The 14,675-nt window shown below is 42.2% G+C and carries 15 protein-coding genes; 7 read left to right on the top strand and 8 right to left on the bottom strand.

Annotated elements, in window-relative coordinates:
• Positions 1-3 precede the first annotated feature (3 nt).
• Genes ccsA through T360_RS0112805 form a run of 4 tightly spaced genes read right to left on the bottom strand, consistent with a single transcriptional unit; the run spans position 4 to position 3,938 of the window.
• The gene (gene ccsA, locus T360_RS0112820) at positions 4-825 is read right to left on the bottom strand and encodes a cytochrome c biogenesis protein CcsA (RefSeq protein WP_028913133.1); all 822 of its coding nucleotides are present in this window, start codon (positions 823-825) and stop codon (positions 4-6) included.
• The gene (locus tag T360_RS0112815; RefSeq protein WP_028913132.1) at positions 822-1,715 is read right to left on the bottom strand and encodes a cytochrome c biogenesis protein ResB; all 894 of its coding nucleotides are present in this window, start codon (positions 1,713-1,715) and stop codon (positions 822-824) included. The genes ccsA and T360_RS0112815 overlap by 4 nt, the downstream gene beginning before the upstream one ends.
• The gene (nrfA, locus tag T360_RS0112810; protein ID WP_028913131.1) at positions 1,715-3,274 is read right to left on the bottom strand and encodes an ammonia-forming cytochrome c nitrite reductase; all 1,560 of its coding nucleotides are present in this window, start codon (positions 3,272-3,274) and stop codon (positions 1,715-1,717) included. The genes T360_RS0112815 and nrfA overlap by 1 nt, the downstream gene beginning before the upstream one ends.
• Before the next feature lie 46 nt (positions 3,275-3,320).
• Entirely contained in the window at positions 3,321-3,938 is a 618-nt protein-coding gene (locus T360_RS0112805; protein WP_028913130.1) for a NapC/NirT family cytochrome c, read from the bottom strand.
• A gap of 126 nt (positions 3,939-4,064) precedes the next feature.
• Here T360_RS0112805 and T360_RS0112800 point away from each other — a divergent pair, with 126 nt between their 5' ends.
• A complete protein-coding gene (locus T360_RS0112800) occupies positions 4,065-4,313 on the top strand; it encodes a hypothetical protein (RefSeq protein ID WP_197019318.1) in 249 nt (82 codons plus the stop codon).
• A 140-nt stretch (positions 4,314-4,453) separates the two neighbouring features.
• Here T360_RS0112800 and T360_RS16295 read toward each other — a convergent pair whose 3' ends face one another.
• The 4 genes from T360_RS16295 to T360_RS0112785 form a co-directional block, all read right to left on the bottom strand.
• Complete coding sequence (locus T360_RS16295; RefSeq protein ID WP_155949557.1) at positions 4,454-4,555, bottom strand: smalltalk protein; 102 nt, start codon at positions 4,553-4,555, stop codon at positions 4,454-4,456.
• Positions 4,556-4,627: 72 nt separating this feature from the next.
• A complete protein-coding gene (locus tag T360_RS0112795; RefSeq protein ID WP_028913128.1) occupies positions 4,628-5,176 on the bottom strand; it encodes a DNA-binding protein in 549 nt (182 codons plus the stop codon).
• Positions 5,177-5,613: 437 nt separating this feature from the next.
• On the bottom strand, positions 5,614-6,222 hold the full coding sequence (locus T360_RS0112790) for an RloB family protein (RefSeq protein ID WP_028913127.1): 609 nt from the start codon (positions 6,220-6,222) through the stop codon (positions 5,614-5,616).
• Between the two features lies 1 nt (position 6,223).
• Complete coding sequence (locus T360_RS0112785; RefSeq protein WP_028913126.1) at positions 6,224-7,504, bottom strand: ATP/GTP-binding protein; 1,281 nt, start codon at positions 7,502-7,504, stop codon at positions 6,224-6,226.
• A 1,033-nt stretch (positions 7,505-8,537) separates the two neighbouring features.
• On the opposite strand from T360_RS0112785, the gene T360_RS0112780 reads away from it, so the two are divergent.
• The 6 genes from T360_RS0112780 to T360_RS0112755 are packed head-to-tail and all read left to right on the top strand — an operon-like array spanning position 8,538 to position 14,672.
• Positions 8,538-9,464, top strand: a complete 927-nt coding sequence (locus tag T360_RS0112780; protein WP_028913125.1) for a Dam family site-specific DNA-(adenine-N6)-methyltransferase — start codon at positions 8,538-8,540, stop codon at positions 9,462-9,464.
• A gap of 4 nt (positions 9,465-9,468) precedes the next feature.
• Positions 9,469-11,520 (top strand): DEAD/DEAH box helicase family protein, encoded by a 2,052-nt coding sequence (locus T360_RS0112775; RefSeq protein WP_028913124.1) that lies wholly within the window; start codon positions 9,469-9,471, stop codon positions 11,518-11,520.
• Positions 11,501-11,674, top strand: coding sequence for a hypothetical protein (locus T360_RS16290; RefSeq protein ID WP_155949555.1), 174 nt, complete (start codon positions 11,501-11,503; stop codon positions 11,672-11,674). The genes T360_RS0112775 and T360_RS16290 overlap by 20 nt, the downstream gene beginning before the upstream one ends.
• 4 nt (positions 11,675-11,678) lie before the next feature.
• Complete coding sequence (locus T360_RS0112765; protein WP_028913123.1) at positions 11,679-13,763, top strand: AAA family ATPase; 2,085 nt, start codon at positions 11,679-11,681, stop codon at positions 13,761-13,763.
• A 7-nt stretch (positions 13,764-13,770) separates the two neighbouring features.
• Positions 13,771-14,226 carry a hypothetical protein gene (locus T360_RS0112760; RefSeq protein ID WP_028913122.1) on the top strand — a complete coding sequence of 152 codons (456 nt, stop codon included), beginning with the start codon at positions 13,771-13,773 and terminating at the stop codon, positions 14,224-14,226.
• A gap of 2 nt (positions 14,227-14,228) precedes the next feature.
• A complete protein-coding gene (locus tag T360_RS0112755; protein WP_028913121.1) occupies positions 14,229-14,672 on the top strand; it encodes a hypothetical protein in 444 nt (147 codons plus the stop codon).
• The last annotated feature ends 3 nt before the right edge of the window (positions 14,673-14,675 follow it).

Raw genomic sequence — 14,675 nt, 5'->3', positions numbered from 1 at the left:
TGTTTATTCACTAATGCTATAAGTATGTACACTTGAACCTTGGGCTGATGGCAGGTAATTGATACCCCACCAACACATTTGTAAGAGTACGAACGATATGATGATTATCCAAAGGGCCAGCCGCTCACGATGGAGTTGTAACTGGCGGTAGTGGACGTAGATGAGGTAGGCTAGCCAAGTGATGGCAGCCCACGTTTCTTTAGGATCCCACGACCAGTAGTGGCCCCATGCCTCCTTGGCCCATAGGGCACCAAAAAGCATGCCTATGGTGAGGAAGGCAAGACCGACATAAACGAGGTTGTCCGTGATCTCACGCTCGACTTTGTCGCTTTGCTCTGCAAAGAACTCTTGGTCAGCGATGTCACTCTTTTTGATAAAGAGCAGATAGATAGCCATCACTGCCGCCGCACCGAGTACGGCGTAGGCGAACATATAGACGATAACATGTGGCGCAAACCAAGGACTCTGAAGGGCGGGCATCAGCGTCTTGTCGTGTATCTCCGGTTTGAACAGATTTACACAGATAAATACTAGGGCGAGAATGGTCGAGAACGACAGGATCCATTTGTACTTCCAGCGCGAATAGACGATGAGCCCCGCCAACGGCAGGAAGAACGAATACCAGAGTCGCGTTTCGCCCATCGTGCGCAGTGGCGGTCGCTCCAGCGATATCCACATAGAGAGGATGAACGAGAAGAAAAAGAGCAAGCCCAAGACAGTTGTCGCGTAGGCCATACCAGTTTTACTCTTCCACGCAGCCCATGCACCCACGGCCCAAAGCAGTACCGCTGCAATTGCGAAATATATAAAATGCTCCCAACTCATACGCGTTTCCTCCCACCAATAACAAACATACAAACCGCTCCTGCCAGCATCATATAAATACCTGTATAGACAAATGGCAGCCACGGGTCGCTCACCAGTTCGAGTATTGATATCTGGCTCTGAGCCCCCATCTGCGTGTCGTAGCCGTACTGATAGATTTTCCAGCCGTCCACCTCGTAGGGCATGTTCACATCAATGGTAGTCTCGATATTCTTGCCCGTCTTCGTCAGTATCTGTATCTCCGAAGCAAAGCGCTTGGGCGAGCCGTCGTCGTAGGTTTCCATGATGAACTTCTTCAGTTCGATGGCCAGATCCATTTCTTTGATAGCACCTCCTTGCTCCATTGCGCGCCATTCAGGTTCGCCAACGCTACAAATCATTTTTACGCGCTGTATGTCGGCATTGCCAAGCGTGGCAGTGGTCAATGCTATGAAAAGGCCGAGATGGTTCAATAGGAAAGGTACATCGCGCTTCATCGACCACTCACCTCTGAATATTTGACGTAATCTGCGATGGATGGTGAGTCCCAGAATCACCGTGATATACACATAAATAAGTACGAACGGCCAGAACGACAGCATATTGTTCAGCCACGTGCCGTTTGCTTGCTGTCGTGTCAGTCCCATAATAATGGTCAGCGCAACAGCATATACCATAGCTGGGATGGCTGCTTGATACGTTGTCATCCATTGGAAGGCATATATTTTTTTACGCAAGTACGCCATCGCTGTCAACATCACAAAGAATCCTGCCAGTACAATGGCGTTAGCTGGCCACGCAAATGCATCCCACATTACAGGACCCACGCTCAGTTCCAGCATCAGTCCTGCAAAGATAAGGCCTCCTCCAATGAGGAAGCCTTCCTTAAATGTCCAGGGTTTCGTCCACATCAGATTTCAATCAGTTTTCCGTTCTTTTTCGCCTCTTCAATCCACTTGGGCTCGATTTCCTGCAGGAAGCGTTGCTTGTTCTCGTTCAGCTTCTGCATGTTGAGACCGATGGCAGCCTGAGCCTTTGCCTTGGTGCTATAATCAGGCACAGGGATGGCTTCGGTATGTCCGTGCTTGGCGGCTACGCGGGCGATGAGCAAACGGGCCTGCTGGGCATAGTCGACAGAGCGGGAGAGCAGACGGGTAACTTCCTGAGGCGCATGGAAAGTAGCACCATGAGAGGCGATAGCATAGTCCCAACGCCACTGGCTCTTGCGCAACAAAGCCTGGATAGGAGCCATCTCAGCCTCTGTAGCTCCCTTGTCGATGATGAACTTAGCCTCGAAATGGGCACGGGCCAGTTCCTGCTCGGCACGGTTGCGCACCTCGTTGCACTTCTCCTGACGGTCGTACACATTCTGGCGCAGCACCTCGGCATCCTGACGGTGACAGGTCTGACAAGTGCGGTCAATCTTGGCCAATGGCGACTGAATCTGGTGGTCAGAGAACTTCACGCCACCTTCCTGCTTATAGGGCATGTGACAGTCGGCACACGATACGCCGCGCTGAGCATGGATACCGTGCTGCGACATCTCCCAACCCGGATGCTGAGCCTTCAGAATCTTCGTGCCAGATAGCGGATGGATATAGTCGTAGAAACCAATCTCGTCGTAGTATTCCTCGGCAGCCTCGCAGGTTAATCCCTTGTCATGCGGGAATACCAGATAGTTGGCCTTGCCGGGATTCTTCTCGTCGTTAGGCTTGATGAAGTAGTACTCCACGTGGCACTGAGCGCATACCAGCGAACGCATTTCCTGATGGGTAGCATTCTTCACATCCAGACCACGACGGGCAAAGGCCTCGTAGAGGGCAGGACGGGCAGGACGCAAATCCATGGTGCGGGCATCGTGACAGTCTGAGCAGCCGATGGTATTCACCTCTTCAGCTCCTAACTCACTCCACTTCTTAGCATAGAAGTTAGCAGGATCAAATTGATCCTTACCATTACCCAGTTCGCGCATCATGCGAGGCACATCGGGTCCCTTACACGTCCAGCAGGTGGCGGGCTGCATATCTACGGCGATAGAATCGCTTCCATCGGCAGTCTTTACCATAATTCCTGGATTACCCGTACGCAGAATCTTGCGCATATCCTCAAGGGCGTGCTTATGTCCACGAGGGGTATTGTAGTGGCGCGAGAAGGCATAGCCAGCCCACAGCACCACCATCTCAGGACGCTGCTCGAGCACATCTACCTCCTGCGACGAGTTGTATTTTGATTTGAACGTGGTGTCCTCTGTCATCGCCCACGTCTCGTACTCACGCGGATAGTCAGCCTTGAACTTCTCGTTCTGAGCGATTATTTCATCCTCAAACACAGTACGCTTGTTGTTGAACACACTGGCCACCTCAGCCCTGCGCTCCATCAGCGACGACACAAGCAGTCCCAGGATAAAGACCACTGCCATCGATCCTCCAAACAGGATCCAACCTTGCCATTGTTTCAATTGCTTTGCCATAATATTTTGTTTTTTATTAATTCGTGAAATTGGTGTAATTCGTTGTTTAGTTCATCATGTTTTGCAACCAATCAGGAACGGGAGATGGGGGCAACGGTGTTACGCCTTCAGCATTTGGTGTTGCCATCAGCGAGTTCATGCCACCGTGTGGCACACCCCGATGACAGTCCCAGCACACCTTACCGCCTGTGGCCAACTGCTGCATATAGCCCATGCGGCCCGTCTTCACAAACTCTGTATTCAGCTGCGTATGGCAGCGGATACAATTGTCCATTACTACCTGGCCTGTTAGCTTCTCGGCCTTGATGGCCTGATGCTCCATGTGGCCCACGAAATATGCCGTGTGCTTTAAACCGTCGACTGCCTTGAAACCGTAATATACGGCGAGATTCTGATGGGGCACATGGCAATCGTTGCAAGTGGCACCGTTTGACTGATGGTCGATACGTCCGTGAGAGGAGTGGCTCCACGTAGCATAGTAAGGGGTCATGATATGGCAGTTGACGCAGGCCGACGGGTTGTCACCTATAAAATAAGTATGCGCCCTAAGCAGATACATAAACAATCCGCCGAGGCCGCATACGACGCCTGCTATCACCAGCAAACCCACCTTCTGTCGATACGATAGCCAGTCTTTAAAAGCAAAAAAATCTTTCAGCTTCATTCGTTATTGGTATATTTACTTTGCAAATATACGGAAAATATTCCAAACTGCCTAATTTTAGGACATAATAATTGTTAATCCGCCATTTTCTTCTCAAATCAGAACAGCCCGTCCTCCTGGTCAAATATGAAGAGTATGACAGGCAACGTACCAAGCGGAAAGTACCCCGATGCTTATTGGATGGCAAGAAATGATGGTTTATGCTTGTGTAGGAATCTGGGTAATTCGCTTATAGAAGCTAAAACATTTATAACATGGGATATGGCTGGATACGACCAAAAAGAAATCGTTTTCAATGGTCAGCAGTTTATTCTTAAAAATGGGTTTGAAGTTTCGCTCCCAGAGGAGAATTTCGAGGAATTTCTTTCCGAATAGTAACATACCAAATTAAAATAAAAGCGAGGAGCGAACTGATGTGACCCCGAAAGTTTTTTGTCTAACTTTCGGGGTGCACTTCACACGCGGCTTCCGTTTTCTTTGTCTCTTCCAATCAGCGGAAATATAATCTATCTATCCTACAGCCCCATACACGATGTGGCCCCCAGCGCCGTCAGTATCGCCGACGCAATCGATGCTATCAATTGCACAATAAACTTAGTCGTTTCCTTTTTAGTCATAACTCAAATTTTCAATTTTTACATTCTTACATTTTTTAATTTTGGAATAGGGTGGGGCTTTCGCCCCAACCCTTAGTCACCGTTGGGCTCGTCGATCGGATCATTGTCCCCGCCGCTTACAGATCCCCCTCCTTGTGAGGGGCTAGGGGAGGTGCCTGGGGTGGTAGGCTGGTCTGGATCCTCCACATCTCCGCTATCCCCACTAGTCACGCGCTTCAGCACGTTACCCTCCTCGTCCAGACAGGTAATCTGGATGGCGGTATTCTTCAGCTCGTCCTTCACGTCCACCGATGGCGTGAACACGATGCGACGGGTAGTGATCAGACCGGTCTTCACGTTCTCCAGGTTCTCCACCGCCTTCGAGCGCACGCCGAAGCGCATGGTACCTAGGCCTGGCAGAGGCACAGAGTGACCCTCGGTGGCCCACGTGCGGATTACCTCACCTGCAGCATCCCAAGCTGCCTTAATCACACCTGCAGAGATACCACTGCGCGTAGCAGCGTCGCGAAACACCTTCTTCTCAGCGATGCCGCTATACAGGTCGGGTCGCATGATGAAACGCTTACCAGGTTTGTTGCCGATTTTAAGCTCTCGGCGCTGAGCAATTACTTTAATAGCCATAATGCAAATTAGTTTTTAAATAGTTTGTTTGTAAAATAAATTGTGTTTGTTCTCAGTTTCGTCAGTCGGAGCAGATTTCAGCCGCTATTAGCACTTTCAATTGTTACCATTAATGCGCGCAATTTCTAGATTTAATCTTCGCAATTTTTAGCCCTAATGCCGCTGCGCTTACTCTTTCAATTTGACACTGCAAAGGTACAACAATTTGATTGCGGTTCACGAATGTTTTCCCAACTTTTTTTTGAAAAATGTAGAGATTGTCATGATTGTCATGATTGTCAATTGTCATTAAGCAGTCTCACCACTCAATTTAGTAATAGAATTAATATATTATATATAATATATTAATTCTATAGTACTATTTACCCCTCCAAACTTCAAAACCCTTAATGACAATCATGACAATGACAATCATGACAGTTTCGTCGCAAGACTTGTCATTCCAACTCTTTCAACTCCATCATCAGCCTTCCAAGTTCCGAGTATGTGTAATCCCGACCCGAGGCTTCTTTCTCACCCATAGATCGATTGGCATTGGCCATAGCATTTTCAAGGCTTCCACCATTGCGCTCAAAGTAACCGTGAAGTCCCTTGGTCTTGATGAAGAACTCTATCGTTTTCCGATACTCGACACATTGGTTGAGGTCTTTAAGCAATGGTTCCTGCTCATCATATGGACGTGAGGTGTATCGGAAATAATAGAGAAAGAACAGTTCGGTGCAGCGATGAGTCTCGAAGAACTCGACCTTGCAATATATACCTTTCTTTGGCTTGTCAATGGGATTGGCATACTTTGTCTTTAACTTCTGATATTGTGAACGCTCTGGTTCTTTGTCCTTTGTGTCCATGTCGATGATGCAGAAGATATGGCTATAACCCATTGCCACCCCCTCTGCAATCTTGGCTTCTAGTTCCTTGATATTGGTATGTTTCGGATAGTCTGGCTTGATGGTCAGTCGCTTGAATACATCGCATAGGGACTTGAAATAGAAGAATTCAGTTGGCCCTTCACCCAAGATGAGTGCTGTCTGTCGTAGCTTTCCCATATCAGTCCTCCAGATTTATAAAGATACTACCCAGTTCCGGCTTTGCGCCCAGTCTGCCAATACGATACGAATTGTATAGAGACAGGTTCTTGTGTAGACCGAATGAATCGCCACGGGCATATTCGGACGAAGCAGTCTCCTTGTTCTTCTCAACGAACCACACCACACCTCTGTTCTCGTTAATCATATCCTGCGAAAGAAGGGTGGTCTCCTGACTCGTAATAACCAGCTGCGACTTATCGGAGTTGAAGATGAAGACGTTGAGATAGTAGTACAACAAGTCGTTGTGCAGATCCTCGCCCAGTTCATCAAGATAGTACACATGAGGACTTGTTATCATATCGTATAATGCATCCAATATACGGATATACTTCTGAGTACCCTTTGATTGCCATCTGAGTGGAATATCAAAATCACCATTATCAGAATGGTTCAAGAAGGTGATGGAATCTGAGGTCGGTTTCAACAGAACATCTTTCATCTCCTCGGGGATGTTTTCCTTCTGGATACGCTCGCGGAAATCATTGGGCACAATGCGGTCTTCAACGACAGGATGATATTCCAGAATGTTCAAGTCGGCCTTCTGAAGCATTGTGTTATAGAACTTACGCTTCTTAGGATTGCTGTAAGCATCCTTCAAAATTTCAACGAGTCCCTTTTCTACATCGCCGTCCACGTCGTGATAATTGGACATAATCCATGCGTGAAGTGTGTTGAAGGGAGCAATGTCTTCTTTCAAGGCAGCCTTTCGGCAAACGGACAGCACACTGTGATTGTTCAAGGTGTTTTCACGGATGCTCTCCTGCGTCTTGATTTGCAGTTTGAGACTCGCACCAAACTTGATGTCAGCCTGCACGTTCTCGCTCACAAAACTGCGCTCATAGAACAGAGATTTTGATTTGTTGGGGTAATAGTACAAGGCTTCACTCAGTATATGCTTACTGTTGAACTTGACATCGTAGTCATATCGGGTGCCATCGGCATAGAATGATACGTGCATTTCTGTTGGTTCATCTTTGGTGAGCACAAAGGGTATGCAACCACCTATTTCGTCTGTAGCATCCGATTTTGGCATGACCAACAGACGGAACACCTCGTTCATGGCAATCAGCATATTCGACTTACCCGAGGCGTTAGAACCATAGAGGATGCCTAACTTATACAAGAACACACCATCAGCAACTTCGGTGACAAGTTCCGAAGATGGTCCCTTGGCCACGAAGCTTAATTCCTGCTTGTCGCGAATGGAAAGATAGTTCTTTACCCAAAAATCTCGTATCATACTGCAAAATTTTATCTATTATCGTAATTTTTCTACAAAAATACAAATAATATTTAATACACGCATGCTTTAATTATTGCTTTTTTGTAATTATCATACGATTTTATATATATTTAACTTTGTATTGTATGTAGAGATAGCAGATTTGTACGGTTTTGTCCAAAGTTGTTGCTCGATAATCCATTCTTCTTGGGTATCAGCCTGTCGCAGTTTAATACAGCCATCGAAGAAACTCCAACATGCTATAACACAGCTCAAAATCTGCATATTTTAATGTTTTTTTGTGGTTTCATAAAGTTAAAAGTGTTAAATATCCTACTTTTTATTGTTCAATGAATCTACGGTTTCACTTCTCTACCGTTTAACTCGTAAATCACTAATATAAAGCAATATACAAATACAAGTATTTTTTTCTGAATTCAAAATTATTGCGACACTGTCGCAATAATTCTCTTTGGCTAATTTTTAGAAGTTATATCTTGTTCTGGCGGATATGCCATCCGCCAGCATCTAATGTCCCCAGTTTTTCGAGTTTCTTACATAAAATATCACTCATTGTAAATATCTACCTATGATAGGTGATACGATTTTTTCTCTATAAATTGCATTTTTTAGCCTTGAAGTTGTGTTTTTAGCGAAAGTTTTTGTAATTTTGCAACGTCAGTTCCCATCACTTAGTTTGGTGGGGTAAGACACGACATTACGGATTAAGCGTCATTGATGCTTTGTTTTGACCATTTGAACGTCGGAAATTCAAATCTCAAATCAAGACAAAAGCGGAGGTGGATGCTAACGGGTTGTATATACATCCCGGAGTGTGCTGCGAGGGTAGTTGATACCCTCACGCACACTTTTGGGTGCTTTGTATATTAGCCAGCGTGGGTATTCAGACTCTGTTGTTCTTTTGAGAGGGCTTCCGACGGCCTAAATGGAGAACGGCAGATGAGGATACCCCGTTTTTTTCGTATTTATCGTCGTTGAATAGCTATGAACCCTCTGACTAACGGGTATCAGTCAGAACATAAACTGACCGATGCCTCAAAACGCGGTAGTAAAGAAAAAGGCTGTTGTGCCCAAGCCTTTTGTAAAATGGGCAGGCGGAAAAGGAAATCTCCTTCAGCAGTTGGAAGCACTACTCCCGACTAATTTCGACGATCTTGAAAATGTAACTTACATAGAACCCTTCGTTGGTGGCGGCGCAATGTTATTCCACATGCTGCAACATCATAAGTGTATCAAACGGGCTGTTATAAATGATATCAATGCCGATCTTATCCGCAGTTATTATTTGATAGCAAACGAACCTCAGATTCTTATCGACAGATTGAATGACATTGAAGAAAACTACTTTAGTGTGGATTATCCAGAAAGAAGAGATTTGTATTATGCCTATCGCGAACGGTATAATAGCGAAGGAATACATCCTGACGAAAGGGCAGCGTTATTCATCTTTTTGAATCATACTTGTTTCAATGGTTTACACAGGGTTAATGCTGCGGGTAAATTTAATGTTCCATACGGACGTTATAAGAAACCAGTTATTTGCAATGAGGAACTGATAATGGCTGACCATCGATTCCTTAATTCTGTGGAATTGGTGATTCGCCAACCTGGTGATTATAAGTTGATAAAGCAGAACCTTAGTAGGAATGCTCCAAACTTCGTATATTTCGATCCTCCTTATCGCCCTATAAATGAAACATCGTCATTTAAGGAGTACTCAAATGATCCATTTGAAGACAGGCAACAGGAGGAATTGAAAGCGTTTTGTGATAGATTGTCTAATCAGAATTGCTTGCTAATGTTAAGTAATTCTGATAGTAAAACTGATAACGGTGATTCATATTTTGAGGGGCTGTATCAAGGTTACCAATTCGATAGAATAATGGCTCCACGCTTCATTAATGCTAATGGAGAGAAACGAGATAAGCAACCCGAAGTAGTCATTAGAAATTATTGAGCTTATGCTGAACAGATTGTCATTTAAACCTATATACAGAACTCATAAAGATTCTATAGAGAGGGATTTCTATATTCCATGCTATACAGAAAGTGTAGAATTGTACAGAGCTGTAGGCTTCTTTTCCCTTCACTCTTTGACGTTGTCTATTGATGGTTTGATTCACTTTGTAGAGAAACAAGGAAAAATTAATCTCATCTGTAATCCCGATCTCTCATTGTCTGACGTAAAGATAATTGATGCATGCGTAAACATCGATGAGCATACTGTAATTGAGTCATTATTACGTTCCGTACTAGGGTGCCATATTACTGATGATGAGATAAGCAAGCTAGATGTAATTTGCAATATGATTGCAGAAAGAAAATTAGAAATCAAAGTTGCTTATCAACCTTTAGGTATCTTTCATGAGAAATTTGGCATCTTTGTAGATGAGAATAAAAACATGACCTATTTCAATGGTTCTTTAAATGAAACAACATCTGCTTTCTTACATAATCAAGAAAGTATAACTGTTAATTGTTCATGGAAGAATGAAGAAGTAGAACAGTTTATTAAAGATGAACTTAAGTATTTTAATAATTTATGGGAGAATAAAGAGGAGTCTGTTGTAATTATTGATTTCCCAGAGGCTGTTAAAAATCAATTGCTGAAATGTTACAAAAAGAGTGACTCATTAAAAGAGGCGATTGAAGCATATATTATCTCTAAAAATGGTGGAAAAAAGAAAAAACTGTATCCATATCAGGAAAGAGCCATTGAGGAGTTCTGCGAGAACGGTTATCAGCATTTCTATGAGATGGCAACTGGTACAGGTAAAACTTTTACTTCTGTCAAAACTATCAAACGGCTTAAGAAGGAGAAGGACGAAAAAATGTTTATCGTTGTATGTGTGCCGCAGATAGATTTGCAAGTTCAATGGGAGGCAGCCTTACGTGAAGAAGGATATGACAAGATTCATCTATTTGGAGGAAGCGGAACCTCATTCGAAAAGACACTTTCTGAAGCGAAGATTGATTATTTTACAGAAGATGATGATGTTATATGTGTAGCGGTATATGATACGTTCTTTTCGAAGATGTGCTCTGAATTGCGCAAGATTACACCATTGTTCATTATTGTTGACGAAGCACACAATCTAACAAAGGGTAACCTGTCCGCCTTAGTAGAATTGAACCCTAAATATAAACTGGGTCTTAGCGCTACTATTCAGCGTTTTAGTGAAAGTGAATCTGAAGCAATAGTTAGGTTCTTTACTCCTGGCGACACGTTCTATTATGGAATTGAAGATGCTATAGAGAATAACTTCCTTTCAAAATATGAGTATCATCCCATCTTTGTTCGGCTTACGAATGAGGAAACAGAAAAGTTTCAATTAAAAAGTAAGCTACTTGCTCAAGAATTGAACAAGAAAGAACCTGATTTGGACGTGGTTGATAAACTTCGCAGAGAAAGAAGTCTGATTTTGAAGCAAGCTTCTAGTAAGATTGAAAAACTTCGAGAACTTGCAGAAAATGGATATAACTTTGTCAATTCAGTTGTTTATTGTGGACAAGGAAAATATGACGAGGGTGAATATATTATTGACTCTGTTACAAAGACTCTTTATGACAATGGTTTGGTAGTGTCTCAATTTACTAGCAAAACATTAAATCGAAAAAGGGTCTTGTATGAATTTGAACAGGGATATTTTGATACTTTGGTTGCTATCAAGTGCTTTGATGAAGGCGTTGATGTCCCCAAACTTGACAAGATATACATCATGGCAAGTGATAGTGCTCTGAGACAAACCGTTCAGCGACGAGGTCGTGTGCTTCGAAAATGTAAGGAGAGTGGCAAGACGATAGCCTATATCTATGATATGGTAGTACTGCCGGCAATTGAAGCAGGAACGTATGGCTGCGAAGGTCTTCTTAAGATTGAGTTGGCCAGAGCTAAAGAATACAATCGTTTAGCATTGAATAAGGATGCTAATGAACTCACATTTAATAATATTGAAGAAACTTATCACGTAACAATAACAGAAATCCAAGAGTATGAACCAGAATCCAATTGAAGACGTACTAGAGGAACTGCACTTTACAGAAGCACAAAAGATGGGCTTTTGGAAGTTCTTGAATTATGCAAAGACTTGTCAGGAAACTGGCAACAATAAGCAATTGAAATCACAACTTATGGAGATTGTGAAAGGTATTATTGAAAAAGAATAGCCATATGAAGATTAACTACATAAAATATCACAACTATCGTTGTTTTAAGGACGTAACTGTAAAGTTTGACACGACAAAGAACAAGAATATATCTTTGGTGATGGGTGTCAACGGCTCTGGAAAAACAGAAATGCTATTCTCTTTCCAATGGGTGCTTTATGGATTAAATTTCAAGAGTTTGCGCGAGAAAGAAGAAACACCTTATTCGCTAAACTCTGCTCTGTATCATCAGTTAGAAGTTGATCGCCATGCTAATTCTGTAGACTGTTGGGTGGAGTTGTCCTTCACCAACAAAGGGACGGAATATTTTATGAAACGTACTGAAACTTTTTGGAGATCGAATGACAAAGTAACTTCAAACGAAAAAGTAGAACTAAGTCATACTGAAACAAATGGAGAACGTACTATTCCAGAAACAAATAAGGATGTTGTTGATGAATTGCTATCAAGAATAATTCCGAAATCGATTTTGGAAGGAATAACATTCGATGGTGAACGCATGAAAAAACTCAATCTCGTTGGAGATCAATCGATAGAAACTATCAAGAATGTAATTTCACTTGTTACCAATGAGAAACTTTTTGAATTGTGTTCTGGCGAAATCAAGGATGTTAATGGTGACATTCGTAAAGAAAAGATGAGAATCAACCGCCAAGCCGGTAATGCCTCTGCCGAAGAGCTTATAAATGAAATTGGAGAATTAGAAGATACGATTGAGGAGAAAACTATCAGTCTTCACGGGGTCGGCGTAAATCTAGATAGAGTTAATAATAAGATAGAAGAAATCTCTACAAAATTGTCTGAACTGAAAGATGCGGAAGAACTGGAACAGAAACGAAAAGGCATAGAGAAAGATTTACAACGAGTAAAAAAGAGTTTTGAGCAAAATACAGAAGCCTTTTACAAAAGATTATCTGACGGATATGCGTTAGTGACAGATCAATTGATTAATGACGTAAAACAGTCCATTGAAAACATTGATATTCCTGCTGGTCTAACTGTTGAGGCAGTAAAGAGTATTTTAAAGCGCCCCAAATGTATTTGTGGTTGCGAGATGAGTAGTGATGTTATAAAACATCTAACTGATATGTTATCAACACTTCCCCCAGATAATATCAGCAGTACACTCTTGTATATGGCTAATCAGTTCGAGGGCGAGAAGAAACGTACTGGTAAATTGCTCAAAGAAGCATATGCCCTAATGAAGGGTGACGAGGAAGAACTCGCAAAATTGAAAGTCCAATTATCAAATATTGCTCAGTCATTAGTAACGAATGCTTCTGAAACGGTAAGGGAATTAGGCAGAGAACGTGATGAGCAGCTTCAATTGCATGGACGTTTAACGCAGGACGAAGAACGATTTGAAAGAGAAAAAGTAATGGCAGAGAAAAGACTTAAAGAGGCTAAAGCTGAGCTAGAAGCTGTTTCTGGAAATATGGAACAGCAAAAGATTCTGAATGCACAACAAGAAATATTGGATCTCTTCAAAAAAGCAATTGATAAAATTGGTGAGCGTAATAGTGAATTATCGCTCTTGAGCATCAATGCATATCTTTCTAAAGCGTATTCGCTATTAAGCGAAGATACTGGAAGGGGTATCTATTTGTGTCAACATGAGAAAAAAGAAAAGTATCGACTTGTAACATACGTTAAGAGCAAATATGATGCAATGCTTACTGCGTGGACGAATTCTGGCCAATTGAAAACCTTGCAGGATGAAGGCTTGTCAGAAAGTGAGATACATGAGAAAATTGTTCTTAGGGTAGTCGAGGGTAAATCCACGGGCCAGAGCAAAGTTAACTCACTCGCTTTTGCCAAAGCAATTTTGGATTACTCAAATGAGGACCGAGCTACAGATAAGTTGAAAGTGTCTCATGATTATCCATTCCTTATTGACTCTCCCTTTACAGAACTAAGTGGTAAGAACTTGGAAAATGTAGCAGAATATATTCATACTTTTGCTAATCAGATTATCCTGATGGCAGACGATAAAAGTTATGGTGGAGTAGCTCCTTATGTTGCCCCCCAAGTGAACTCTTTGACAAAGCTTCTCAAAAATGAAAAAGAAGGTATAACATATATAAAATAAAAGCACTATGCCAATCAATATAGATACAACCTACCGTATTAATCGCAATCTTGATCAAGAAGATATGATGCGATATCTTTGGAGAGATTTGAGAGTGTTTAATGACTATCATCAAATCTTAGTAATATCGGCATTAATTGGTTATGCAAATAATGCTTACGTTCCTTTTGTAAATAAGGCCGAACCTGTTCAGATTATTAATTTCGAAGACAGAGAAAAAGAAATCATCAATTTCTTGGCTTATTTAAAAGAAGGAAATCAGTCAATTCTGCAAGAAAGAGCGAAAACCGATCCTGATCGTAATAAGATGTATCAGGCTTTTGAATTTTATGCTAATGGTGGTTTCCCCATTTTGTGTAAGAAACTTGGTGTTGACTTTGCCGACAAAAGCAAGAACGACAGAAACACTATCTTGCTAAAATATTATACGATGTTAGTTGAAAACGATTTATTGGATATCTAAAAATGAAAAAACTACTCCCTCAAGCAAATACGTTGGCAACTGTTGTTAGAACGTTCAAGCTTATTGGTAATACAATAAATTGTACTTTGACAGATATCGCATCGTTCAACAATTTTGAGTTACGACAGGCTTCATACTATTCCAATGCTTGCTATTTTCTGGGCCTTATAGATGAGAATCTGAAACTAACACCTTTAGGCGAGGATATTATGTCAGACCCTAAAAGTGCAAAAGTACGTATATATGAATTAATCATCAAACATGAATTCATAGGCCAAATATTCGCTAAAATAGCATTGTATCCCAAGAGAAAAGTAATTAAGAGCTGTAAGGAGATAGTAAGGTTTCATTACCCAGAATATGGCGAAGCAGTGATAGATCGGCGTACAAAGTGTTTGATTGGATGGTGTGAGGAAATCATAGAGTATATGAAGAAAAAAGATTAATTC

The organism is Prevotella sp. MA2016 (assembly GCF_000619825.1).
Classification (GTDB): domain Bacteria; phylum Bacteroidota; class Bacteroidia; order Bacteroidales; family Bacteroidaceae; genus Prevotella.
This window is presented reverse-complemented; position numbering and strand designations above follow the sequence as displayed.

What these genes read in the sequence shown, in the direction of transcription:
- T360_RS0112765 (WP_028913123.1), top strand. Translation starts at nt 11,679, where the DNA reads ATGAAGATTAACTACATAAAATATCACAACTATCGTTGTTTTAAGGAC.
- T360_RS0112755 (WP_028913121.1), top strand. Translation starts at nt 14,229, where the DNA reads ATGAAAAAACTACTCCCTCAAGCAAATACGTTGGCAACTGTTGTTAGA.
- T360_RS0112760 (WP_028913122.1), top strand. Translation starts at nt 13,771, where the DNA reads ATGCCAATCAATATAGATACAACCTACCGTATTAATCGCAATCTTGAT.
- T360_RS16295 (WP_155949557.1), bottom strand. Translation starts at nt 4,555, where the DNA reads ATGACTAAAAAGGAAACGACTAAGTTTATTGTGCAATTGATAGCATCG.
- T360_RS0112785 (WP_028913126.1), bottom strand. Translation starts at nt 7,504, where the DNA reads ATGATACGAGATTTTTGGGTAAAGAACTATCTTTCCATTCGCGACAAG.
- T360_RS16290 (WP_155949555.1), top strand. Translation starts at nt 11,501, where the DNA reads ATGAACCAGAATCCAATTGAAGACGTACTAGAGGAACTGCACTTTACA.
- T360_RS0112805 (WP_028913130.1), bottom strand. Translation starts at nt 3,938, where the DNA reads ATGAAGCTGAAAGATTTTTTTGCTTTTAAAGACTGGCTATCGTATCGA.
- T360_RS0112780 (WP_028913125.1), top strand. Translation starts at nt 8,538, where the DNA reads ATGCCTCAAAACGCGGTAGTAAAGAAAAAGGCTGTTGTGCCCAAGCCT.
- nrfA (WP_028913131.1), bottom strand. Translation starts at nt 3,274, where the DNA reads ATGGCAAAGCAATTGAAACAATGGCAAGGTTGGATCCTGTTTGGAGGA.
- T360_RS0112815 (WP_028913132.1), bottom strand. Translation starts at nt 1,715, where the DNA reads ATGTGGACGAAACCCTGGACATTTAAGGAAGGCTTCCTCATTGGAGGA.
- T360_RS0112800 (WP_197019318.1), top strand. Translation starts at nt 4,065, where the DNA reads ATGAAGAGTATGACAGGCAACGTACCAAGCGGAAAGTACCCCGATGCT.
- T360_RS0112790 (WP_028913127.1), bottom strand. Translation starts at nt 6,222, where the DNA reads ATGGGAAAGCTACGACAGACAGCACTCATCTTGGGTGAAGGGCCAACT.
- T360_RS0112775 (WP_028913124.1), top strand. Translation starts at nt 9,469, where the DNA reads ATGCTGAACAGATTGTCATTTAAACCTATATACAGAACTCATAAAGAT.
- ccsA (WP_028913133.1), bottom strand. Translation starts at nt 825, where the DNA reads ATGAGTTGGGAGCATTTTATATATTTCGCAATTGCAGCGGTACTGCTT.
- T360_RS0112795 (WP_028913128.1), bottom strand. Translation starts at nt 5,176, where the DNA reads ATGGCTATTAAAGTAATTGCTCAGCGCCGAGAGCTTAAAATCGGCAAC.